General features: G+C 63.2%; 21 protein-coding genes. 11 read left to right on the top strand and 10 right to left on the bottom strand.

Going from position 1 to position 21,553, the window contains the following annotated elements:
- Positions 1 to 20: 20 nt before the first annotated feature.
- Together ACN9MY_RS15380 and ACN9MY_RS15375 are read right to left on the bottom strand one after the other, a co-directional pair.
- Positions 21 to 2,330, bottom strand: a complete 2,310-nt coding sequence (locus tag ACN9MY_RS15380; RefSeq protein ID WP_426337600.1) for an SUMF1/EgtB/PvdO family nonheme iron enzyme — start codon at positions 2,328 to 2,330, stop codon at positions 21 to 23.
- A 12-nt stretch (positions 2,331 to 2,342) separates the two neighbouring features.
- Positions 2,343 to 4,532, bottom strand: a complete 2,190-nt coding sequence (locus ACN9MY_RS15375; protein WP_426323501.1) for a zinc-ribbon domain-containing protein — start codon at positions 4,530 to 4,532, stop codon at positions 2,343 to 2,345.
- A 272-nt stretch (positions 4,533 to 4,804) separates the two neighbouring features.
- On the opposite strand from ACN9MY_RS15375, the gene ACN9MY_RS15370 reads away from it, so the two are divergent.
- From ACN9MY_RS15370 to ACN9MY_RS15360, 3 genes are all read left to right on the top strand, one after another.
- Positions 4,805 to 5,044, top strand: a complete 240-nt coding sequence (locus ACN9MY_RS15370; RefSeq protein ID WP_426171888.1) for a hypothetical protein — start codon at positions 4,805 to 4,807, stop codon at positions 5,042 to 5,044.
- A gap of 108 nt (positions 5,045 to 5,152) precedes the next feature.
- A complete protein-coding gene (locus tag ACN9MY_RS15365; protein ID WP_426171886.1) occupies positions 5,153 to 5,710 on the top strand; it encodes a YXWGXW repeat-containing protein in 558 nt (185 codons plus the stop codon).
- Between the two features lie 76 nt (positions 5,711 to 5,786).
- On the top strand, positions 5,787 to 6,254 hold the full coding sequence (locus ACN9MY_RS15360) for a ribonuclease HI family protein (protein ID WP_426171884.1): 468 nt from the start codon (positions 5,787 to 5,789) through the stop codon (positions 6,252 to 6,254).
- Here ACN9MY_RS15360 and ACN9MY_RS15355 read toward each other — a convergent pair.
- Positions 6,251 to 7,798 carry a methyl-accepting chemotaxis protein gene (locus ACN9MY_RS15355; protein ID WP_426171883.1) on the bottom strand — a complete coding sequence of 516 codons (1,548 nt, stop codon included), beginning with the start codon at positions 7,796 to 7,798 and terminating at the stop codon, positions 6,251 to 6,253. The genes ACN9MY_RS15360 and ACN9MY_RS15355 overlap by 4 nt on opposite strands.
- Complete coding sequence (locus ACN9MY_RS15350; RefSeq protein ID WP_426323498.1) at positions 7,795 to 8,265, bottom strand: chemotaxis protein CheW; 471 nt, start codon at positions 8,263 to 8,265, stop codon at positions 7,795 to 7,797. Before ACN9MY_RS15350 ends, ACN9MY_RS15355 begins: the two co-directional genes overlap by 4 nt.
- Before the next feature lie 144 nt (positions 8,266 to 8,409).
- Between ACN9MY_RS15350 and ACN9MY_RS15345 the strand changes: the two genes are divergently transcribed.
- From ACN9MY_RS15345 to ACN9MY_RS15325, 5 genes are all read left to right on the top strand, one after another.
- Positions 8,410 to 9,060: an HD domain-containing protein gene (locus ACN9MY_RS15345; protein ID WP_426323496.1), complete on the top strand. Its 651-nt coding sequence runs from the start codon at positions 8,410 to 8,412 to the stop codon at positions 9,058 to 9,060.
- Positions 9,057 to 10,313, top strand: coding sequence for a TCR/Tet family MFS transporter (locus ACN9MY_RS15340; protein WP_426171877.1), 1,257 nt, complete (start codon positions 9,057 to 9,059; stop codon positions 10,311 to 10,313). The genes ACN9MY_RS15345 and ACN9MY_RS15340 overlap by 4 nt, the downstream gene beginning before the upstream one ends.
- Positions 10,314 to 10,320: 7 nt before the next feature.
- On the top strand, positions 10,321 to 11,145 hold the full coding sequence (locus ACN9MY_RS15335) for a substrate-binding periplasmic protein (protein WP_426323494.1): 825 nt from the start codon (positions 10,321 to 10,323) through the stop codon (positions 11,143 to 11,145).
- The gene (locus tag ACN9MY_RS15330) at positions 11,145 to 12,005 is read left to right on the top strand and encodes an EamA family transporter (protein WP_426323492.1); all 861 of its coding nucleotides are present in this window, start codon (positions 11,145 to 11,147) and stop codon (positions 12,003 to 12,005) included. Before ACN9MY_RS15335 ends, ACN9MY_RS15330 begins: the two co-directional genes overlap by 1 nt.
- Before the next feature lie 62 nt (positions 12,006 to 12,067).
- A complete protein-coding gene (locus ACN9MY_RS15325) occupies positions 12,068 to 12,907 on the top strand; it encodes a hypothetical protein (RefSeq protein ID WP_426337599.1) in 840 nt (279 codons plus the stop codon).
- A 30-nt stretch (positions 12,908 to 12,937) separates the two neighbouring features.
- Here the strand turns inward: ACN9MY_RS15325 and ACN9MY_RS15320 are convergent, their stop codons facing one another.
- The 5 genes from ACN9MY_RS15320 to ACN9MY_RS15300 all read right to left on the bottom strand — a co-directional run bounded on the left by ACN9MY_RS15320 (position 12,938) and on the right by ACN9MY_RS15300 (position 18,185).
- On the bottom strand, positions 12,938 to 13,900 hold the full coding sequence (locus ACN9MY_RS15320; protein WP_426337598.1) for an MBL fold metallo-hydrolase: 963 nt from the start codon (positions 13,898 to 13,900) through the stop codon (positions 12,938 to 12,940).
- Positions 13,901 to 13,986: 86 nt separating this feature from the next.
- Complete coding sequence (locus ACN9MY_RS15315) at positions 13,987 to 14,472, bottom strand: hypothetical protein (protein WP_426323486.1); 486 nt, start codon at positions 14,470 to 14,472, stop codon at positions 13,987 to 13,989.
- Positions 14,473 to 15,517: 1,045 nt separating this feature from the next.
- Entirely contained in the window at positions 15,518 to 15,751 is a 234-nt protein-coding gene (locus ACN9MY_RS15310; protein ID WP_426171867.1) for a hypothetical protein, read from the bottom strand.
- Between the two features lie 90 nt (positions 15,752 to 15,841).
- Positions 15,842 to 16,267 (bottom strand): GNAT family N-acetyltransferase, encoded by a 426-nt coding sequence (locus ACN9MY_RS15305; protein WP_426171865.1) that lies wholly within the window; start codon positions 16,265 to 16,267, stop codon positions 15,842 to 15,844.
- A gap of 28 nt (positions 16,268 to 16,295) precedes the next feature.
- On the bottom strand, positions 16,296 to 18,185 hold the full coding sequence (locus ACN9MY_RS15300; protein WP_426323482.1) for a CocE/NonD family hydrolase: 1,890 nt from the start codon (positions 18,183 to 18,185) through the stop codon (positions 16,296 to 16,298).
- Positions 18,186 to 18,318: 133 nt separating this feature from the next.
- On the opposite strand from ACN9MY_RS15300, the gene ACN9MY_RS15295 reads away from it, so the two are divergent.
- The 3 genes from ACN9MY_RS15295 (at position 18,319) to ACN9MY_RS15285 (ending at position 20,250) form a co-directional block, all read left to right on the top strand.
- Positions 18,319 to 18,732 (top strand): YXWGXW repeat-containing protein, encoded by a 414-nt coding sequence (locus ACN9MY_RS15295; protein WP_426323480.1) that lies wholly within the window; start codon positions 18,319 to 18,321, stop codon positions 18,730 to 18,732.
- Between the two features lie 196 nt (positions 18,733 to 18,928).
- Positions 18,929 to 19,948 carry a tryptophan--tRNA ligase gene (gene trpS / locus ACN9MY_RS15290; RefSeq protein ID WP_426323478.1) on the top strand — a complete coding sequence of 340 codons (1,020 nt, stop codon included), beginning with the start codon at positions 18,929 to 18,931 and terminating at the stop codon, positions 19,946 to 19,948.
- Positions 19,948 to 20,250 (top strand): DUF1294 domain-containing protein, encoded by a 303-nt coding sequence (locus ACN9MY_RS15285; protein ID WP_426323476.1) that lies wholly within the window; start codon positions 19,948 to 19,950, stop codon positions 20,248 to 20,250. Before trpS ends, ACN9MY_RS15285 begins: the two co-directional genes overlap by 1 nt.
- Here the strand turns inward: ACN9MY_RS15285 and ACN9MY_RS15280 are convergent.
- Positions 20,197 to 21,528, bottom strand: a complete 1,332-nt coding sequence (locus tag ACN9MY_RS15280; protein WP_426337597.1) for an erythromycin esterase family protein — start codon at positions 21,526 to 21,528, stop codon at positions 20,197 to 20,199. The two genes, ACN9MY_RS15285 and ACN9MY_RS15280, sit on opposite strands and share 54 nt — an antisense overlap.
- Positions 21,529 to 21,553: the final 25 nt, after the last annotated feature.

The following is a 21,553-nucleotide window of genomic DNA, read 5'->3' as shown; positions in this document are numbered from 1 at the left end:
TTGTTGATTTAGCCAGCAATTTACACCAACTTGCGCGCTACGCGGAAGCCCACCACATCGTTTGCCAGCAGTGCCGAATAGCCATTGCGCATGGCCGAACGCAGGTAGCGCGGCTGGTACAGCCATGCTCCGCCGCGCAGGATGCGGCGCGCCTTGTCGCCGCCCTGCTCCCATGCACTGCCGTCGATGGGTGCGCCAAGGTAGTTATCGTGCACCGTGTCCTGCGTCCACTCCCATACATTGCCGTGCATGTCGAACAGGCCCCATGGATTGGGCTGGTAGCTGCCCACGCGGGTCGTGCCGCCATGGCTGTTGCCTTTGGGGCCGTCGTTGTAGGTGAAATGGCCGTCGTAGTTGGCGTGTTCCGGCGTGATCTGGTCGCCGAAGCTGAACGCCGTGTGGCTGCCGGCGCGGCAGGCGTATTCCCATTCCGCTTCGCTCGGCAGGCGGTATTGCTGGCCGGTTTTCTCGCCAAGCCACTGCAGGTACAGCTGCGCGTCGTGCCAGCTGACGCACACCACGGGGTGGCGCTCATCCTGCGTAAAGCCTGGCTGCTGCCAGTCGACGTCCAGCTTCGACTGCCAGCCCGTCGCCTTCACGAAGACGCGCCACTCGCCCACGGTCACCGGATAGCGGCCCAGTGCAAAGGAGTGCTCGATGCCGACCCAGTGCGCCGGCAATTCCTTGTCCAGCGAAGTTTTCTGCGCCCCGGCCTTCACGGCAGCCTTGTGCTCATGTTCGTTGGAGCCCATCTGGAAGCGGCCGGTCGGGATCAGCACCAGGTCCGGCCCGACGCCGCTGCCATCGGTGAAGCGGTCGCGCAGCACGCCTTCCGCATCGGCTACCGGGCTGCTGGCGCTCGGCAGCAGCGCCGCCAGTTCGGCGGCCTTGCGCGCCGCCTGCTCCTTGCGGTGGCGCTCCTGCTCTGCGCGGTAGGCTGCTTCCGCCTTCAGCTGCGCCATCTTGCGCTGGTATTCTTCCTCGGCCTGGCGCGCTTTCAACGCATCGGCATCGCGGCGCGCAATCAGTTGCTGCCGCAGGCGCTCCTTGCGCTCCTTCGCTTCCTGCTCGGCCTGCGCCTTGCGCTGCTTTTCCTGTTCGCGGCGAAGCTGCTCCTGGCGCGCCTTTTCCTGCGCCGCGGCCTGCGCTTCCGCCTTGCGCCGGGCGGCCAGTTCCACTTCCTTCTGGCGCCGCTGCTCTTCCTCCTCGGCGCGGGCGATGGCATCGTTGCGGGCCCGTTGTTCACGCGCGGCTCGCGCTTCGCGTTCCTGCTGTTCCGCAGCGGCCCGTTCCTTGCTGGCTGCTTCGCGCTGCGCCGCTTCTTCGGCGTTCGGCCCGGCGGCATCCCTTAATGCGTCAAGCAGCGCGGCCACCGATTCCGGCCGCTCGCCGGCGCGGTTGGCGAAACCGTGCTTCAACACTTCCCATTGCTGCGCGTTGAGCGCCGCCGGCTTGGGCGGCTCGAGCAGGGCGGTGGGCTGGTCGAACGGCAGGCGCCCTTCCAGCAGCTGGTAGATCATCACCGCTACCGCATAGGCGTCCAGCTGCGGCCGCGGCGCGCCCTGCCCGGTGCCGGCCTCCGGCGCCCGGTAGCCGGCAGTGCCGGCATTGGGCGTCGCCATGCCAAGGTCGGTGCCGGTCGACCGCGCGCGCGAGGCGATGCCGAAATCGAGCAGCTTGATTTCGCCGGCCGCGGTCAGGAACACATTGCCCGGCTTGAGGTCGCGGTGCACCAGGCGGTGCTTGCCCCAGGCGTATTGCAGCGCATTGGCCACCGGCCGCAGCATCTGCTCGACCTGTGCCGGCGTAGCCTTGCCATGCTCCGCCAGCCAGGCCTCGAGATCCTGCCCCTCGAGGCATTCCATGATGATGAAATAGCTGGAAGTGGCGGGATCCTGCGCCCATTCGTAGACGCGCACGATATTGTCATGCGCCAGGCGGCGCGCCTGGGTCGCTTCTTCGATCAGCAGCTTGGCGTGGGCCGGGCTTTGGGTAAGCTGCGGCGGCAGGATCTTCAGCGCAACCACGGCGCTGTGGCCCAGTTCAGCATGGGTCGCCAGGTCAGTGGCTTGCCATACCTGGCCCATGCCGCCCATGCCGATCAGGCGCTCCAGCCGGTAGCGCCGGTTGTGCGGGCCGATTTCCTGGCCGGCCATCAGGCCAAGCTCGGTGCCCTGGCGCGGGATGGCGATGGGTGCTGCCGCCCCTCCCGGCGGCGCGTATTCGGCGTCCAGGATGGCATTCTTGCGGCGGTCGAACTCTTGCAGGCTTAACAGGCCATCTTCGTGCAGGGCACGCAGTTCGCGAATCTTGTCTCGGGCTGTCTGCATCTCTCTCGTGCTTTACCTCGCCAGCGGCGCCCCGCATTCTGGACAAAATTTCGCGTCGCCGCAATCGGTCGGCACCATATGGCCATTCCGGCAACGGCGCGCCGCCGACACGCCGACGCTCGCTTGCGCCCGCAGCAGGTCGAGCTGGTGCTGGCGTTCCTTGTCGCCCACCGTGTCGCGATAAGAGCGTTCATCCCGCACTTCCTCGCGCGCCAGGCGCAGCGCCTCGGCCGTGGTGATGCTGTTCTCGGCGGCGACCACGCCGGCCAGTGCCTGCAGCTGCTCGGGCGACATCGCGGCCTGGGCCTGCTGGCGCATCAGGCGCGACAGCGCTTCGGCGTTCGGCGTCGCTGCCAGCGCAATCTTGGCCGTATCGCTCATGCGGCCGATTGCCTCCAGCCGGTCGATGTCGATGCGCGCCAGGTCGGCGGCGTGCTGCTGCTGCGCCACCATGCTGTCGTATTCCACCTTCCAGCGGTTGAAGCGCTCTTCTCGCTCCGCTTCCATCTTTTTCAGCGACTGCTGCCACTGCGCTTCCTGGTCGCGCAGTTTCAGCTGCAGGCGCTGTTCTTCCACGGCCACCTGGTCGAGCATTGCCTGGCGCGCCAGGCTTTGCCCCTGGCGCTGCTGCACGCCGTCGGCCTCGATGGTGCGCAGCAGCTTTTCATACTGGGCCACCGATTCGGCGGCTGCGCCGCTGCGCTTCAATTCTTCCAGCTTGGCGCTGATTTCGGCCACATGGACATGCGCGCTGGCGTCCTTGGCTTGCTCGCCGCGCGCCAGCTCGCGCTTGCGGGCCAGGTGCTGTTCTTCCTCCCACTCGACGATGCGCTCCGCCTCCCGATGGCGGGCGGCGTTGGCCAGGGCCAGGCCCTGGAATTTCGCCCGGTGGTGCTCGGCCTCGATCTCCTGCTCGCGCTGCGTGGCGTCGGTTTCGGCCTTGCGCAGCAGCTGGAGCTGCTTGCGGCGGTGCTCTTCGTCCTCGATGGCCAGCGCCTGCTGGACGCGGTACTGCAGCTGCTGCTGGTACAACTGGTGCGAGAAGCGCTGCCTGGCCAGTGCCTTTTCCTCAAGGCCCGCCTGCTGCGCCAGTTCCATCTCGGTGCGCATCTTGATCTGCGCCAGGCGGCGCACCTGGTCCCACTGGGCCGACTCGCCGGCATGCAGCGACTTGTGGCGCGCCAGTTCATGTTCCAGGTCGGCCAGGGCCAGTCCGGCGCCGTGTTCGAAGGCCTGCTTGCGCGATTTGGCCGCCACGATGCGGCCATACAGGTCGATTTCGCGGGCGCGGATGGCTTGCATCTGCTCCTCGGCTTCGGCCTTCAGCTCGGCGCGCCGGAAATCGCTGCGCATTTTCTGCTCCTGGCGGCTGATGGCCTGCCATTCTTCCTCGTTGTACAGCTGGTCGAGCTGCTTGACGTGCTCCAGCTGCCGCTGGCGCTCGTCCGCCACCAGGAACAGGCTCCCCTCCCGCTCGCGGTTGTCATCGTATTTATCGTGTCGAAGTGACAAGGTTTCCACCTGCGCCGCCGCCAGGCCGAATTCGGCCAGGCGCTGGCCCAGCGCGCTGTGCAGGCGTTCGTTGAGCTGCTCGCGCAGCACGCTGGTACTGGCCATGTCGCGCACAGAACGGCTGCCCAGGAATTCGGCCGAAAGCTGGCGCATGGACGGCGCCAGCAGGTCGTGCAGCTGCAGCGTGGTGACGGTACCCGGCGCTGTCATGAAATGGCGCGCAAAGGCGGGCACGTCCTGCACCACCAGGCCGACCGTGAAATGCGCGGCCAGCTTCAGGAATTCGGCGCTCAGCAAGTCGGTGAAATTGAACTCGACAGGCAGCGGCGAGCTGCGGGTGACCAGGATTTCGCCCGGCTCGTCGCGCCGCAGCTTGCCCAGGCGCGCGAACAGGCCGTCCAGCTCGTAGTCGCCCTGCGGCACCTCGCTGACCTGTTCGCCCTGCAGGATGAAAGCGCGTGCCGCGGCCGGCACGTGCAGGGTCTTGGTGAAGAGGCCGGAGAGCTGGCGCACGCCAAAGAACACCGCCAGCTCATCGCTGGCCGGGATCCAGCGGTTGTCGCGCACCACGGGCTCGCCGCGCGGCGCGCCGAGCGACAGGCCGCAATGGCTGCAGTAGTCGGAGCTGTCGCCGTTGCGGTGCCCGCATCGCGGGCACTTCACGCCGCCAAAACCAAACATCTTGAACATTTCCCACTCCTTGTCTGACCCTGCGCCTGTCGATTGTATCAGGGCGCCATGGGCCCATTTGCCCATTACACACCTCCCTATCTTGGCACATGGGCAGCCCATCCATTCGCTCCGTATGAGGGACGATTTCCCTTCTGTTCGCGATTCGGCCGCAAAAGCCCGGCTTTTTTGCATTTCGCACCACGTTTTGGACCGCTTGTCGCACGCCGGTGGCTGGCGGCAGGCGGCATGGATACAGTGTGCACATGGATAGTCCTCAAGCGGAGAACATCATGAAAGCCCTGCGAAATTTCGAAGCCCTGTTCATCGCCATGATCGGCCTGGCCTGCGCCGCCAGCCTGGTGCTTGAAAACCGCGCCGATGAAACGACGGCGCCGGCTGCCGCCGCCAGCGCGTCCCGGGCAGCGCCTGCGGTGCCGGTGGTGGTGGTCGCTGCCAAGCGCATGAGCGAAGCGGAAAAGCAGGCCTCGCTGGCGGCAGAACGCAAAGCTGCCCCGGGCGACAAGATCTGAGCAATTGTTACTTCCCTGCGGGATTTGTAAAAAACTGAATCAGGCTTTTCGCCTCTTCGCAGCGCTTGGTATATTGAACTCAGCGCATCACCAAACAGGAGAAAAGCCATGTTCAAATCGAAACTCATCGCTGCAGCCGCCCTGGCACTTGGCACGGTTGCATTAGCACCGACCGCCGCGCTGGCGCAGGTTGATTTCAGCGTCGTGATCGGCAACGCTCCTCCACCACTGCGTTTTGAAAGCGTGCCGCCGCCGCGTTACGGCTATGTATGGGCCCCTGGCGTATGGCGCTGGGACGGCTACCGCCACGTCTGGGTCGCCGGCCACTGGCTGCAGGAACGTCCGGGCTACCGCTACGCCCCTTCGCAATGGGTCCGTGTCGACAACGGCTGGGGATGGCGTGAAGGCGGCTGGACCGTCTACGATAGCCGCCCAAGCTACGTCCAGGGCCCCGGCTACGGCTACCGCGATGTCCACCGCGACAATTACTACTATCGCGACCACCATCGCGACCGCTACCGGGACCGCGACCACGACGGCGTGCCGGACCGCTATGACCGCGACCGCGACAACGACGGCGTGCCAAACCGATATGACCGCGACCGCGATGGCGACGGCGTGCCCAACCGCTACGACCACCGCCCGGACAATCCTCGCCGCCGCTAACGGCGTGTGAAAATGGCCGCCTGGCCCGCAACAGCCTGTTGCGCGGTCCAGGCGGCCTTTTCATGCCCCTTCACCTATGCAGATAAGACAAGAACGTGCGCGCGCTGAAAAACTCGCGCGCCAGCCCGTCGCCGCCTCTCCCGCAGCATGGCGCGCCTGGTTCGACGGCTCCGCCCATCCCAATCCGGGCCGCATCGGCATCGGCGTGCTGTTGTCCGGCCCGGCCGGCGAACGCGTGGAAATATGCCGCCGCGCAGGCCACGGCAGCAGCGGCGACGCCGAATACCTGGCCCTGATCGCCGCCCTGGAAAAGGCGGTGGAACTGGGCGTAGCGGAACTGCTGGTGTACGGCGACAGCCAGGTGGTGGTGCAGGATGTGCTGCTGTCGCCGCAGGCTGGCGCCAAAGCATTGGAAGAACATCGCGCCCGCGTGGGGCATTTGATGGCGGCACTGACGCTGGTGAACGTGCGCTGGGTGCCGCGCCACAGGAATGGCGATGCGGACCGCCTGTCGCAACAGGCCATCCGCGCAGGCGCCGCTTAGCGCACCTTGAACACGCTGACCACGTCAGCCAGGTTGCTGGCCTGGTGCTGCATGGATTCGGCGGCAGCTGCCGCTTCTTCCACCAGGGCGGCATTCTGCTGCGTGACCTGGTCCATCTGGCCGACAGCCTTGTAGACTTCATCGATGCCGGAGCTCTGCTCGGCGCTGGCGGCAGTGATCTCGCTGATGATGTCCGACACGCGCTGCACGCTGGAGACGATTTCTTCCATCGTGTTACCCGCGTCCGACACCAGGCGCGTCCCGGCATTGACCTTCTCGACCGAGTCGCCGATCAATTCCTTGATCTCTTTCGCTGCCGCTGCCGAGCGCTGCGCCAGGTTGCGCACTTCCGATGCCACGACCGCGAAGCCGCGGCCCTGCTCGCCGGCGCGTGCCGCTTCCACCGCGGCATTCAGCGCCAGGATGTTGGTCTGGAACGCGATGCCGTCGATCACGGCGATGATGTCCACGATCTTGCGCGAAGAGGCATCGATCGACTCCATGGTGCCCACCACTTCCGACACCACGCTGCCGCCCTTGCGCGCCACCGAAGCCGCGGCCCCGGCCAACTGGTTGGCCTGGCGCGCATTGTCGGCATTCTGCTTGACAGTCGACGTCAGCTCTTCCATCGACGAGGCGGTTTCTTCCAGCGACGCGGCCTGCTGCTCGGTGCGCGCCGACAGGTCCTGGTTGCCGGCCGCGATCTCGCTGGATGCAATCGTGATCGAATGGGTGCCGTTGCGCACTTCGCTGACGATGTTCAGCAAGGCCTGGTTCATGTCGCGCAAGGCGCCCAGCAGCTGGCCGGTTTCATCGCTGCCGTGCACGCGGATGTCGCCGGTCAGGTCGCCCGCCGCCACGCGGCGCGCCGCATCGACTGCGCGCGACAGCGGCGTGGTGATGCCCTTGGTGAGCATAAAGGCGCACGCCGCGCCGAAGACCACGGCCAGCACCGCCAATACCGTCAACAGCTTGCGGCTGGTGGAAGAAATACTGTCGATTTCCTTGCCGATGGCGTCGATCTTCCCGCGCTGCATCGACAGCAGGTCCTGCACCAGCTCCTGGTACTGCGCGGCAGCCGGGCGGTAGGTCTTCTCGAAGACTTCGTTTGCCTGTTCCAGCTCACCGTCGGTCTTCAGCTTGGCCACCTTGTCGCGCGAAGCGATGTACGCCTTGCGCTGCTCCATCACGCGCTCCCACAAGGCTTTCTCGTCGGCGTCGCTGATCAGCGGTTCGATTTTCTTTTGCAGCTCGGCCGAGGTGGCGCTCGATACTTTCGATTCCTCGGCAAAGAAGGAGCCCAGCGAGGCGTCGCTGCTGCGGGCAATTGCCGTGGTGCGGCGGATCGCACTGTCGATCTTCGAATACCAGTCGGAGATCATGCGCTCTTTCGCCAGCGGCGTCTCCATCATATGGCGCGTGGCGCCGGCCACTTGCTGCAGGCGCCAGACGCCGAGGGCGGCAATCACGATCGACAATGCAAGCGTCACCGCAAAGCCAAATGCCAGGCGCTTGCCGATGCTCAGGTTGTTCAGGAAGTTCATGCCGCCATCTTCTCGATCAGGCCCATGTCAGCCGAAGACATCAGGCGTTCAATATCAACCAGGATCAGCATGCGGTCATCGATGGTGCCCAGGCCGGTGATGTATTCAGTATCCATCGATCCGCTGATGTCGGGCGCCGCCTTGATCTGCTCCGGCTGCAGGGTCGTCACGTCGGAAACGGCGTCCACCACGATGCCCACGGTGCGGCTGCCGATGTGCAGGATGATGACCACGGTGAACGGGCCGTAGGTCGGCTCGCCAAGCTGGAAGCGCACGCGCATGTCGATGATCGGCACGATCAGGCCGCGCAGGTTGATCACGCCTTTCACGTAGTCCGGCGCGCTGGCGATGCGGGTCGGGTTCTCGTAGCTGCGAATCTCGCTGACCTTCTGGATGTCGATGCCGTATTCTTCCTGGCCCAGGGTAAAGGCCAGGAACTCGGCAGCTTGGCTGGTGGTTGTAGTCATGATAATTTTTCACTTATGAACGATGACAGCATAATGTTACCGTAGACCAATAAAATAATCACCAAGAATTTTGCTCTAGAGAAACATACAAGCTTGCGATAAATACATGGCACAATTGCGCAGCTAAAAACGAAACAAGGTTTTATGGATATCTCTCTGAGCACTTGGCAGCCGCGCCTGGTCGCGCTGGCCAGCGCAGCGGCGGGCGACGACGGCGCCCACGATACCAACCATTTGCACCGGGTGTGGCGCAACGCCAGCCTGTTGTTGGAACAGCATCCCGGCGCCGACCGCCTGGTCGTGATGGCCGCCTGCTACCTGCACGACTTGGTCAACCTGCCGAAGAACCACCCGGAACGCCACCTCGCCTCGCGCCAGGCTGCCGTGCTGGCGCGCGCCCAACTGGCCGAAGCCGGCTTTCCGGCCGAGCGCCTGGATGCGGTCGCCCACGCCATCGAAACCCACAGCTTTTCCGCCGCGCTGCAGCCGATCACGCTGGAAGCGCGCATCGTGCAGGATGCCGACCGGCTGGATGCGCTGGGCGCCGTCGGCCTCGCACGCATGTTCTACATTGCAGGCCGCATGGGCACCGCGCTGGCGCACCCGGACGATCCGCTCGCGCTGAACCGCGAGCGCAATGACAAGGCCTATTCGCTGGACCACATTGAGGTAAAGCTGGCCACCCTGCCCGGCACCATGCAGACCGCCGCCGGCCGCGCGCTGGGCGAACGGCGCCTGCAGGAGCTGCTGGCCTTTCGCGACAGCTTCGTCGCAGAATGGGCGGTGGCAGCATGAGCGAGCTTGCGCCAGACACCAGATCGAAAGGCAACCTGAACTTCGTCCTCGTCAGCATCTTCATCGACATGCTGGGCATCGGGATCATCGTGCCGGTGCTGCCGATCCTGGTCGGCCAGTATGTGCAGGACCGTGAACTGCACGCGCTGTGGTACGGCATCCTGGGCGCCACCTTCGGCCTGCTGCAGTTCATCTTCATGCCGATGCTGGGGGCGATCAGCGACCGGGTCGGCCGCCGTCCCGTGCTGCTGTATTCCATGGCCGGCATGGGCATCAACTTCCTGACCACCGCCTGGGCGCCCAACCTGGCCTGCCTTTTCATCGGCCGCGTGATCGGGGGCATGTCCTCGGCCAGCATGTCGGTCGCCTCCGCGTATGCTTCCGACATCTCCAGCCATGAAGACCGCGCCAAGAGCTTCGGCAAAATCGGCGCCACTTTCGGCCTGGGCTTCATCTGCGGGCCGATGCTGGGCGGCTTGCTGGGCGACGTCAACCTGCACCTGCCTTTCTACGTCGCAGCGGCGCTATCGTTCGCCAACTTCATCTACGGCTACTTCTTCGTGCCCGAATCGCTGCCGGAAGCACAGCGCACCAAATTCAAGCTGGTGTCGGTCAACCCGTTCAACTCGCTGGCCAAGCTGGCCCGGCGCCAGGATATCCGCGGCCTGGTCATCACGTTCGCCCTGGTGACCGGCGCGCAAATGATGCTGCAGTCGACCTGGGTGCTGTACACCCACTTCCGCTTCGGCTGGAGCCCGGCGGAGAACGGCGCTGCGCTGTTCTGCGTTGGCCTGACGGCAGCCGTGGTGCAGGCCGGCCTGCTCGGCGTCTTGATCCGCAAGTTCGGCGAGGTACGCCTGTCGCTGCTGGGCCTGACCTCGGGCGCCATCACCTACATGCTGTATGGCCTAGCCACGCACGGCTGGATGATGTATGTCTTCATCCTGTGCAACCTGCTGGCCTTCGCCGCCGGCCCGGCGCTGCAAGGCATCGTGTCCAAGGCGACGCCGGCCAACGAACAGGGCGAACTGATGGGCTCCCTGCAGTCGATCAGCAGCCTTGGTACGGTGATCATGCCTTTGCTGGGCGGCGCCATCCTCGGCACGGTCAGCCACCTGCCCCCGAGCGACTGGCGCATCGGCAGCACCTTCTTCCTGTGCGCGGCGATGCAGGCGGTCGGCATCTACGTCGCCCGGCGCTACTTCCGCCAACACCATATGGCCACGACGGCGACTTCGGAAACAGGCGCATAATCAGCCCATGACCGGACGCGCGCACAGCTTCTTCCGCCAGTTGCTCGCCGCCCTGCCGCTGGCGGCGGCGGCTTTGCCGTCCCATGCCGACTGCTCGCGCGACATCGTGGTGCCGGTATCGACCACCGGTGTCAGCGTCATCGTCAACAACGGGACATACAGCGGAATCTATCCGGAGATATTCCGCAGCCTTGGCCCGCGCGCAGGCTGCCACTTCGTTTTCAGCTCGGTCCCGCGCGCCCGGCAGGAACTGCTGTTCGAGTCCGGCAAGGCCGACCTGCTGGTGCCGGCCACCCGCACACCGGCGCGCGACGTCAGCGGCATCTTCGTGCCGATGGTGGGGCACCGCGCCGTACTGATTTCCCTGCAAAGCCCGCGGCCGCAAATTGCCAATGCCCAGGACTTGCTGGACCGGCGCGACCTGCGCGTGGCAATTGTCCGCGGCTACGACTATGGCGACGCCTACCAGGCCATCGTGCGCGAGCTGGCGCGCCAGGGCCGCCTGTTCACCGAAGTGGAGCCGAGCGCAGTCGCTCGCCTGCTATACGTTGGCGCGGTGGACCTCACGATCATGGGGCCGACCATCCTGGCCGGCGCCATCAACCGGGAAGCACGCGTGAACGGCATGCTGGACCGGCTGCGCATGGAGCCGATTCCCGAACTGCCATGGCAGCAGACCGGCGTCTACGTTTCCCGGTCTTCGCTGGACCCGGATGACCGCGCCCTGCTGCTCGAGCTGCTGGAACGCGCCGCCAAATCGAACGTGGTAATGGAAGGCTTCCAGCGCTACCACCGCCCGGAAATCCTCGCCGAAAGCGTGCGGCCCCGCTGATGGCGCCCTCGGTAGTCGCCATCGTCCTGTGCGGCGCGCTGCTGCACGCCGGCTGGAATGCGCTGGTCAAGAAAGGCCGCGATCCCTTCCTGAGCAGCGTGCTGGTGGCCAGCGGCGCCGCACTGATCTCGCTGCCGCTGCTGCCCTTCCTCGCACAACCCGCCGCCGCTAGCTGGCCTTACGCGCTGGCCTCCACGGTCATCCACTACGCTTACTACGGCTTGCTCGCGGCAGCCTACCGCCACGGCGACATGAGCCACGCGTATCCGCTGATGCGCGGCAGCGCCCCGCTGCTGGTCGCCATCGCCAGCGTGCCCCTGCTGGGCGAGCACCTTAGCACGCCCCAATGCGCCGCCGTAGCGTGCATCAGCGGCGGCATCTTCGGCCTTTGGTTCGCTACACGTCCCGCTGACGGCGACGGCGCAGATGCAGGTTCTCGCCGCCGCTCAAGCGCCTACGCCTTGCTGAATGCCCTGGTCATCGCCGCTTATACGCTGCTCGACGGCCTCGGCGCCCGCGCCTCCGCCGCTCCCGCAGCTTATGTGATGTGGCTGCACGTTCTGAGCGCCATCGGGCTGCTGGCCTGGTGCCTGTTCCGCTGTCCGCGTGAACTGCACGCCTACGCCTGGCAATTCTGGCATGTCGCCATCCTCGGCGGCGCCGGCACACTTGGGGCATACGGCCTGGCCTTGTGGGCAATGACGGTCGCCCCGCTCGCCGCCGTCGCAGCCCTGCGCGAAACTTCGATCCTGTTTGCCGCACTGATCGCCAAATTCTTCCTGTCCGAACGCATAGGCAGCAAGCGCGCCCTCGCCATTGCAGCCATCGCCGCCGGCGCCGTCCTGATGCGTCTGGCATAGATCGCGGCACCCGGCACAGGTACAGGTAAATCGACCTGGCTGCCTATGGCGTTTCCGCTGAAATGACGCGCTGTTTTCTGCTGTTTTCCGCTGTTTTCCGCTGCTTTTTCTGGAACTCTCTCTGCACGACCCGGTCCAAGACAAGAGCAGCGGAAAACAGCGCGTTTCAGCGCAAAACAGCGGAGGAAAACAGCATGAAAGACATAGCGACTCTGGCGTTACCCGCCGGTACCTTGTGCCGGCTATTGCAATATGTTGAAGCCAGTCCCGGCGAGGCGAGCGCCGGCGAACTGGCGGCATTAGCGATCGAGGAGTGGCTTACCCGTGGCGAGCTGGGCAAAGGACCGGCCATCCGCCATCGCGGCTACCAGTGTAAAACCGTTTTCCTGCCAGAAGGCACTCAATTGCGTGCCTGGAACCGTACAAGCTTCGCATATGCCGAAGTCCTTGGGGATTCCATCATCCATCAAGGCGAACCAGTTTCGCCGCATGCTTTCATCTGCCGCTGCAAAGGCATTTCGCGCAGTGCCTGGGCAGAAGTGGCACTGCTATTTCCTCACGAAAACAACTGGAAGCGCGCCGATGCCTATCGCCGCGAACTGGAAAGGATGCCCGTCTTGCGAACCGCGCCTGCGCAAACGCTTGCACCGCCGCTGCCCGCGGAGACACCGGCTGGATTTTCGACCGTGCTGCCACCGACCACTGGGCCTGCACCGGCCAGGCGTCCACGCCTCCCCGAGTACCGCCCATCCGCACACAAGCCCGCCACCAGCCAGCTTCCACTGCCTCGACGGCTGCCGCCAGGGATATCCCCACACTGGACCGGCGCCAGCGATACCGCCGCCAGGAGGACGCTCCGCCCGACTAATTTCGCCCGGAAAGCCTGCGCCACTGGCCGGTGAGCTCGCACACCGGGAGTATCCATGATGGGCTCATCGAGCGGCTTCATTCGGATTGCCGCAATATTCAGCGCGCTTGGCGGGTATGCGCAATACCTGGTCAACATAGTACGCAAGCGCAGCTTCCGAATACTTGGGGTCCGGATGCATGGCCACGAAGGCCGCCCCCTTCTGCATCCAGATTGCGACGCAGCTAGCCGTAGGCTGACTGCTTCCGGCGCAAGCGGTGAATGCATCAAACGCGCTACGGTAATTGGAGAACGCGGCGTGATCCATCGGCAAGCCATGACCCGGCACCAAGGTCTGGAAATCAACTTTGTCGATCTCAGCAAGCGCCTGCCGCCAGCCTTCCGCACAGCCCGTATCAAAGAATGGCAACGGCACAACCACCAGGTCACCAACGAACACGGTCTTGCTGGCCGGATCATGGACCCAGACGTCGCCTTCGGTTGCCGCGTATTTGGCCAGATGCAGTTGCAGTTTGCGGTCGCCAACATTTATCGACATCGCTCCCTTGACTGGCTGGTCGGGGACCAGGTTGGCAGGATCGTTGATCGCGTTCAGGTACAGCCGCGTATCGGCCTTGCGCGGTTCGGGCACCGATGGATCTTCCAGCCTCGCTTTCGCCTTTTCGACATTCCGGATCAAGAAGCCTTGCAACGCCTCCTCGACAGCCGTACTTGCGTGAAGCTTCGCGCCAGGATAGGCAGAACGGATGCGAGCATTGCCGGTCGCATGATCGAGGTGCCAGTGCGTGTTGATGATGGCCGTGATGGGTTTATTTCGCGCCTTTGCAACGGCGATGATCTTGTCGGTGTGCTCTGGATGACGGCCGGTATCGATCACCAGGATCTCCTTTGGGCCCTCGAACACAATCGAATTCCCATCCGGCTGCACATCTTCGGGCACCTTGCCTTCGATGAAGGTGTAAGGCGGCTCGGCCGCGCTAACGGCAGCATACGCAAACGCCGTAAGAAAGAGCAGTGAAGACTTCAATTGTATTTCTCCCGGTCGTCGATAAGAGTTATGACTTAAGCGGCAGTTAGCGACAGCGAACAGTTTGGTTCTTCTCCCTCGACAAGCTATTTCCCGAAGATGGCGTCGTAACGTTTCTGGTCCCATGCATTGGCAAGGTGGCTGGATTTTGAAACCGCCTTTGAGTATCCAAATTTTTCTGACGCAGCTGCGAAGGCAATGGGAACTCCGCTGCGTAGCAACGCTACTGCCTCGCCGCTAGAGGACCATTTAAATGTGAACTCCTGTTCACGCGGATTTCGAATGAGCGCTTGAGAGCTCGCGACGTCTCTTGGAAGCGGAGGCACTTCGCCGGTCTGCCCAATGACGTTCCAATCCACTTCTGGAGCTGGCGGGACGCGGGAGTAAGCAACGGCATCTTTCTCCGGCCGCTGCGTACCTGGTTTTGTTAAGTAAAGATAGGCAACCGTCTCATTATCTTCGAAGATCGCGAACCTCTTCGAGACCGGATGATGCGAATGAATGAAGATATCCTTGGCAAGCGCAATCGAAGACCAGAGAAGCAGTACGAGAAATGGCAGTATGCGTAGCAATTAAAAGGTCCCTATGTGCATATCAGTGTCGTCGTTTGGCTTGCCCGCCGACAATAAACGCGGCCAAGAGCTGCCCGCGAGGCATTATGCGGTCCCCTCTTTCGAGTACAGATGGAAAGCATTACTGGGCGAGTTTGCGGTCGCAAACTCCCTCGCTTCGCGAAGCGCCTTTACCAGCGCCGGGCGTACCCGCGAAGATTTTAGCCTACCGGGAAGGCGGCTTAACCAATGTTGATTAGGTCCTGCTCCGACACCGCGGGACCTCGAAAGCTGGCGAGTAGTTGGCAAAGCGGTCATCGAAAGAACCTCTATGTAATGGTCGATTTGGGCTTGGGAACTAAACCACAGATCGAATACATCGAACTCCACATGCAGCATGGCGAAGCCCTTATGCGGCACCTCCCTCGGTGCCGAAGGAATAAATGTTCCAGGGTCATCAGCGGCCGGCACGTGCACCCAGTATGCTCCCGGAGCACTGCGCCAATCCGCTTCAAAGGTGAAATGAAATCTGTAACTCATTTTTGTGATTTCCAGCGATGACAATGGGCGGACCGCCGGAGCGATGGGTCATGCAACATTGCAGCTCCAGACTTCGGTACCGATAGGAACATTTTCTTTTAATACTCCCGATAGAATGCAAACCCACTGCGCTGCCACAGCCGGTGGTGGCGGAGGCGACTGGAAAACGTGTCGTAGTGTCGCATGCGCGTGCAGGACTGATCCATCTGGAAGGCGGAGTTCGACAGGAATATTGGCCCCGCCCGCCACTTCTGTTCTCGATGGACCTGGGACGACGATCAGACCTAGTCCGGCAACTTGAAACAGGTCCTCGACCTTCGTGAGACGTCGCATAATCATTCAACTATAGTAGCTAATAAGACTTGACCTGAAAGTACGCATGGGACGGTCTGCAACTTCTTCTCCTTCGAAGCGACCCAAAGTGCCGGTCAGCCGCAATACGTCGCAACAGACCGGTAAACGGTGGGGTTAGGCCACCAGCGCAGGCCTTCCCGGCCGCAATTCAGAAGCATGTAGCGGGAACCGCTTAACGAATTGCTTCCTCAGTGATTCGGGAGTGCGCATCGGTGACGTGCACTCCATAAGTCTCGATGTCATCCAGGCATTCGTTCGCATCAACACCCGGTGTATGCTCGCCCTTGCGAAGCTCGATGGTCCTGAATTCCGACCATGGCGCATACTTCCGTGGCAGGTTTTCACCCGATGGTTGTGCGGTAAAGCCGAAGATGCGGCCGGGACCTCTGAAGATATGTACTTGCATATGTTGCTCCATTTTGTGTGATTCGGCAGTTAGCTGTGTGCAGCATTTGAACGAACCTCCTTTCTAGAGTTCATAAAATATGAGTACATCTCACTCTGTATAGCCGTCTGCGGCCGCCTTCTGAGGGTCCGCAAATATCGCCATGGCCGTGTTCATGCGGCGAAATCCGAACTTTTCATAGAATGGCTCTTTCCCAGGAACGGCATACAGGATGATCTTTCGGTGGCCCCGGGACAGGTCGACCAGTCTTTGTATGAGCTCCTTCCCGAGCCCCGAACCCTGGTAAGCCGGGTGAACCACAATGTCGCAGAGATAGGAGCAATCGACGCCGTCGGCAACAGCGCGCCCCGCGGCGACGATTCGTTCGCCGTCGAACGCAATGCACTTGAACATGCTGTTCGAATAACCGGTCTTCAGCCACTCGCCGCTCTTGATGCCAAGAGGTGCGATGCGATACAGCTCCGACATTTCTTCCCAGTCGAGCTTTTCGGTCGAGTCAGTCCAGCGAAATTCCATCAACGCTCCTATCGGGCATGTACGAGATTCATTGCTTACCCACCACCGGCAACTCTACCGAGCTGCCATGGAACACGCGCTGCGTCGCCTTCTTGTAGTCGCCCGGCGCAGCGAGGAAGATGTTCGGCACGAAGGTCTGCGGATTACGGTCATATAGCGGGAACCAGCTTGACTGCACCTGGATCATCAAGCGATGTCCCGGCTGCACGACGTGGTTCACCGGCGGCAGTGCGAAGTTGAACTGCACCGGCTTGTTCGACGGGATAGCCGACGGCTTCTCGAAGCTGTCGCGATAGCGCCCGCGCAGGATATCCATCGACAGCGGCAGCTGGTAGCCCCCCAGTTTGGGCTGCGACGGCACCTCGTCGGGGTATACGTCGATCACCTTGACCACCCAGTCCGCGTCGCTGCCCGAGGTCGACGCCAGCAAGTGCACCTGAGGCGCGCCGGACAGCACCAGCGGCTCTTTCAAGGGTTCCGACACATAGCTCAACACGTCGGTACGGTCGCTGACGAAGCGCTGGTCCTGCACCAGCCAGGGCTTCCACACGTTTTCATCGCCCATGCGTACAGGACGCGGCACGAAAGGCACCGGCTTGGCCGGATCGGCCACATACTCGTCGAAGCCCTTGGCATTGCCCGCCAGCGACCAAGACAGCTTGAAGCCATCCTGCAGATAGAGCGCCTTTGCCGCCGACGCGCAGCCCGACGCGCACGACGCCGGCCATTGCGCCAGTCGCTGCCACTGGTTGCTGCCGGTCTGGTAGCTCAGTACCGGTGGCGTGTCCGCGGCTGGCGCGCCGTCAACCAGGTATTGCTTCAGGAACGGCACCATCACATCGCGCCGGAATTCCAGCGCCGTATCGCCGGTGAACTGCAAGGCGCCCAGCGAGGAGCCGTCGTAATTGACGCCGCTGTGACGCCATGGCCCGACCGCGAGGAAATTCAGCTTATTGTCCTTGTCCTGCTTTTCCAGCGCTGCATAAGTCGCGTAAGTGCCGTAGATATCTTCCTGGTCCCACTGCCCTACTACATGCATGGTCGGCACGGATAAAGGACGCTTGGCCAGGATGCGGTCCAGCGCCTGCTCCTGCCAGAAGCTGTCGTAAGCGGGATGCTCGAACAGCTTCCTGGTGAAATTGAGCTGGTCCAGCCCATATTTGCGCGCCAGGCCAGCCACCGAACCGCCGCGCAGCACCACGTCGTAATCGTCATAAGCCCCGGTCGCCAGCGGCTCGCCGCGGCCCTTCACCGTATTCTGGCTGGCGATGTAGTCCAGCGTATTGACGCGGAAGGCGCCATTGTGGAACCAGTCGTCGCCGCGCCAGCCGTCCACCATCGCGCTCATTGGCACCGCCGCTTTCAGCGCCGGATGCGGCTCGGTCAGCGCCATCAGGACGGTAAAGCCTTCATACGAAGAACCGATCATGCCTACCTTGCCGTTCGTTTCCGGCACGTTTTTCACCAGCCAGTCGATGGTGTCCCAGGCATCGGTGCCATGATCGGTCTGGCTGGTATTCAACGGGCCGCGCACGGGGCGGTTCATCACGTAATCGCCCTCGGAGCCGTATTTGCCGCGCACGTCCTGGAACACGCGGATGAAATCGCGCCCGAATACTTCGTCGCCCTGCGGCAGCGAGGACTGCATATAGGGGCTGACATTGCGACGCGCGCGGCCATCAGCGTTGTAGGGCGTACGGGTCAGGATGATCGGCGCCTTGCTGGCGCCCTTCGGCACCACGATCACGGTATGCAGGCGCACGCCATCGCGCATCGGGATCATCACCACGCGTTTGACGTAATCCGCCTGCTCTTGCGGCGCCTCGAAGCCGGACACGATATCCGGCGCCATTGGCGAGGTTTGCGCGCCTGCATGGGAGGCCAGCAGCAAGGAAATAAGGGTGAGGCAAGAACGCATGGGAACTCCGGTGGGGCATGAACTTCGCAATATTACTAGAAAATCAATGCTGATATGAAAGCTAGTGCGCGCACATACGGCCGCGGCAGTCCCAGCAACAATGGCCACTATGATGAAATGGAAGGAGCCAATCATGAAAAAATTGCTCATTGCCACCCTTCTGGCAAGTTCCCTGGGCGGCGGCCTGGCCCTGGCGCCAACTGCCAGCGCCGATGTGGTCGTGGTACGTGTTGCTCCGCCGCCACCACGCGATGAAGTCGTTCCCCCGGCCCGCGCCGGCTTTGTCTGGACGCCGGGCTATTGGCGCTGGAACGGCCACCGCCACGTCTGGGTCAACGGCAAATACGTGCGCGCCCGCCACGGCTATTACTGGCGCGAACCGGCCTGGGCCCAGATGGACAATGGTCGCTGGCGCATGGAGCGCGGCCGCTGGGAGCGCGGCGACCGTGACCGTGACGGCATCCCCAACCGCTACGACCGCGATCGCGACAACGACGGCGTCCCTAACCGGGTGGACGAGCGCCCCAACAACCCCAACCGCTATTAAGCGGGCTTGACAGGGCCGCGCTGAACTGTAACCATTGCGGGATGAAATTTATCCAATCACATCTGTTTTCCCGCAATTGGTGGCGCCGCTGACATAGCGCGGCCACTGTAAAGTGATGTGATTTTAATATCAGCGCCGCCTCTGACCAGGTGGCGTTTTTCTTGGCGCAATCGGTAGGGGCAAGAGAAAGAACCCTATGAGCCAGCCAGCATCCAATTCCAAACCCATCATCCTGACCGGCGACCGTCCGACCGGGCCCTTGCACCTCGGCCACTTTGTCGGCAGCCTGCGCAACCGCGTTTCCTACCAGGACGACTACCAGCAATTCATCATGCTGGCCGACTCGCAGGCGCTGACCGACAATATGGAAGACACCAACAAGGTGCACCGTAATGTGGTGGAAGTGGCGCTGGACTACATGGCTTGCGGCATCGACCCGGCCAAGTCGACCATCCTGATCCAGTCGCAAATCCCGGAGCTGGCCGAACTGACTTTCTATTACCTGAACATGGTCACCGTCGCGCGCCTGGAGCGCAACCCGACCGTGAAGCAGGAAATCGTGCTGCGCGGCTTTGAACGCGACATTCCGGCCGGCTTCCTGACCTACCCTGCTTCGCAAGCTGCCGACATCTCCGCCTTCAAGGCAACCATCGTGCCGGTCGGCGAAGACCAGATCCCGATGATCGAGCAGACCAACGAGATCGTGCGCAAGTTCAACCGCCTGGCCAACAAGGACATCCTGGTCGAGTGCAAGGCCGTGGTGCCGGAAGTGGGCCGCCTGCCTGGCATCGACGGCAAGGCAAAAATGTCCAAGTCGCTGGGCAACGTGATCAACCTGGGCGCCAGCGCCGCCGAAATCACGGCTGCAGTGAAAATGGTCTACACCGACCCGCTGCACCTGAAAGTGTCGGACCCTGGCCACCTGGAGGGCAACGTCGCCTTCATCTACCTCGATGCCTTCGACACCGACAAGGCCAGCCTGCAGGAGATGAAGGACCACTACGTGCGCGGCGGCCTGGGCGACTCCGTCGTCAAGAAGCGCCTGGAAGCCGTGCTGCAGGACATGCTGGCCCCGATCCGCGCCCGCCGCGAAGAACTGGCCAAGGACAAGGGCTACATCATGCAGGTGCTGAAGGAAGGCACCATGCGCGCGCGCGAAGTTGCCGCCCGCACCACCGATGAAGTCAAGGCCGCACTGGGCCTGAACTACTTCTGATGCTGTGCATCGCCGCGCTGTATGCCATCGCCAGCGCGGCCTGCTTCATCGCCTATGCGCTCGACAAGTCGGCCGCCCGCCGTGGCCGCCGGCGCACGCCCGAGCGCACGCTGCTCTTGCTTGTCCTGGCCGGCGGCTGGCCCGGCGCTCTCGCGGCGCAGCAGCTGCTGCGCCACAAGTCTTCCAAAACCTCATTCCTGCTCAAGTTCTGGCTCACGGTCATCGCGAACCTGGCAACCCTGGTCGCGCTACAAGCCGGATGGGTAAGTCTCGGCCGGTTCCTCGTGGCGCCACAGAGCTGAACGCTCCAGCGGCCTGAGTGCCGTGGTACGGTCGATGTGGATCAACGCATCGAACTGATGCTCCGCGTCCGCCCGGAAGTAGTGGCTCATGCGCTCGGTATCCGGCCGGTAGATCACTCCGATCGCCCTTTCCAGCAAGCGACCGCCTGCCCGCGCCAAGGCGCGGTTGCGCCCGCGCAGCGGCAACAGGAAGGCCGGCATGCCCACCTCGTGCAGCACGCGTTCCACGCTGTCGGGCCTGGACGGCACGATGGATTTCAGCTCGGCCGGGCCATCCCAGTCGCTGGCCGCCGTCACGCTGCCCGCATGCGTGGTAAAGCCAAGCAGGAAGCTGTCCTGCGGCCGGTAACGCTCGCGGACCAGTTGCCCCAGGTTCAACTGGCCATGCCTGCCCATTTCGGTGTGGCGCGCGTCGCCCAGGTGCGAGTTATGCGCCCACACCACGACGCGTGCCGGCCGGCCGATGCTCTGGCCCAGGTGCTCGCGCAGTGCCTGCAGGGTTTCCGCCATGTGCGAATCGCGCACATTCCACGATTCGTCGCGGCCCTTGAACATGGCGCGGTAATACACCTCCGCATTGCGGGTCACGCGCGCGTTCTGCTGGGCGTAGAAGAATTCATCCGGCACCGTGCCGGTGCGCAGGTGTTCGTTGGCCGTGCGGTTCATGTCGACCAGCTGGCGCAGCACTTCGGCCTCGCAATCGGGCTTCATGCCAAAGCTGGTGGCGTAGCCGTAGCGCTGCGGGTCTTCCGCGAAGTGGTCGATGCAGCCGTAACGCTGGCGCGCGCGGGCCGCCGCTTCCGGGTCGGCCTGGTCGAGGTAGTCGATCACCGCATGCATCGATTGCTGCAGGCTGTACAAGTCCAGGCCATAGAAACCGCAACGGCGCGCCGGACTGGCGACGTGGTGGTTGTGCACCCGCAGCCAGTTCACCAGCTCCACGATTTCATGGTTGCGCCACATCCATTGTGGAAAGCGCTTGAATCCTGACAGCGCCTGGTCGGCGCTCATGTCGTCGCCGCCATGCTGCACGTAGCGGCTGACGCGCAAGGCGTCCGGCCAGTCGGCTTCGACCGCGATGGCGTCGAAACCCTTGTCGACGATCAGACGTTTGCTGATGTCGGCGCGCAGGCGGTAGAACTCCTGGGTGCCGTGGGTGGCTTCGCCCAGCAGCACCAGCGAAGCGTCGCCGATGCAGTCGAGCAGGTAGTCCAGGTCCTCCGCTGTTTCCAATGGCCGCGCCTCGCGCTGCAACGCGGCGATCAACGTCTTGTCCATGATTCAGCAAGATATCGCAAGCTGT

The organism is Pseudoduganella sp. R-31 (assembly GCF_049913235.1).
In the GTDB taxonomy this organism is placed as follows: Bacteria; Pseudomonadota; Gammaproteobacteria; order Burkholderiales; family Burkholderiaceae_D; genus Rugamonas.
The sequence above is the reverse complement of the archived record's forward strand: the minus strand, read 5'-3'. Positions and strand labels throughout refer to the sequence as shown.

Excerpts from the sequence above, each read along its gene's own strand:
- ACN9MY_RS15380 (WP_426337600.1), bottom strand. The coding sequence starts at position 2,330 with ATGCAGACAGCCCGAGACAAGATTCGCGAACTGCGTGCCCTGCACGAA.
- ACN9MY_RS15375 (WP_426323501.1), bottom strand. The coding sequence starts at position 4,532 with ATGTTCAAGATGTTTGGTTTTGGCGGCGTGAAGTGCCCGCGATGCGGG.
- ACN9MY_RS15370 (WP_426171888.1), top strand. The coding sequence starts at position 4,805 with ATGAAAGCCCTGCGAAATTTCGAAGCCCTGTTCATCGCCATGATCGGC.
- ACN9MY_RS15365 (WP_426171886.1), top strand. The coding sequence starts at position 5,153 with ATGTTCAAATCGAAACTCATCGCTGCAGCCGCCCTGGCACTTGGCACG.
- ACN9MY_RS15360 (WP_426171884.1), top strand. The coding sequence starts at position 5,787 with ATGCAGATAAGACAAGAACGTGCGCGCGCTGAAAAACTCGCGCGCCAG.
- ACN9MY_RS15355 (WP_426171883.1), bottom strand. The coding sequence starts at position 7,798 with ATGAACTTCCTGAACAACCTGAGCATCGGCAAGCGCCTGGCATTTGGC.
- ACN9MY_RS15350 (WP_426323498.1), bottom strand. The coding sequence starts at position 8,265 with ATGACTACAACCACCAGCCAAGCTGCCGAGTTCCTGGCCTTTACCCTG.
- ACN9MY_RS15345 (WP_426323496.1), top strand. The coding sequence starts at position 8,410 with ATGGATATCTCTCTGAGCACTTGGCAGCCGCGCCTGGTCGCGCTGGCC.
- ACN9MY_RS15340 (WP_426171877.1), top strand. The coding sequence starts at position 9,057 with ATGAGCGAGCTTGCGCCAGACACCAGATCGAAAGGCAACCTGAACTTC.
- ACN9MY_RS15335 (WP_426323494.1), top strand. The coding sequence starts at position 10,321 with ATGACCGGACGCGCGCACAGCTTCTTCCGCCAGTTGCTCGCCGCCCTG.
- ACN9MY_RS15330 (WP_426323492.1), top strand. The coding sequence starts at position 11,145 with ATGGCGCCCTCGGTAGTCGCCATCGTCCTGTGCGGCGCGCTGCTGCAC.
- ACN9MY_RS15325 (WP_426337599.1), top strand. The coding sequence starts at position 12,068 with ATGACGCGCTGTTTTCTGCTGTTTTCCGCTGTTTTCCGCTGCTTTTTC.
- ACN9MY_RS15310 (WP_426171867.1), bottom strand. The coding sequence starts at position 15,751 with ATGCAAGTACATATCTTCAGAGGTCCCGGCCGCATCTTCGGCTTTACC.
- ACN9MY_RS15305 (WP_426171865.1), bottom strand. The coding sequence starts at position 16,267 with ATGGAATTTCGCTGGACTGACTCGACCGAAAAGCTCGACTGGGAAGAA.
- ACN9MY_RS15300 (WP_426323482.1), bottom strand. The coding sequence starts at position 18,185 with ATGCGTTCTTGCCTCACCCTTATTTCCTTGCTGCTGGCCTCCCATGCA.
- ACN9MY_RS15295 (WP_426323480.1), top strand. The coding sequence starts at position 18,319 with ATGAAAAAATTGCTCATTGCCACCCTTCTGGCAAGTTCCCTGGGCGGC.
- trpS (WP_426323478.1), top strand. The coding sequence starts at position 18,929 with ATGAGCCAGCCAGCATCCAATTCCAAACCCATCATCCTGACCGGCGAC.
- ACN9MY_RS15285 (WP_426323476.1), top strand. The coding sequence starts at position 19,948 with ATGCTGTGCATCGCCGCGCTGTATGCCATCGCCAGCGCGGCCTGCTTC.
- ACN9MY_RS15280 (WP_426337597.1), bottom strand. The coding sequence starts at position 21,528 with ATGGACAAGACGTTGATCGCCGCGTTGCAGCGCGAGGCGCGGCCATTG.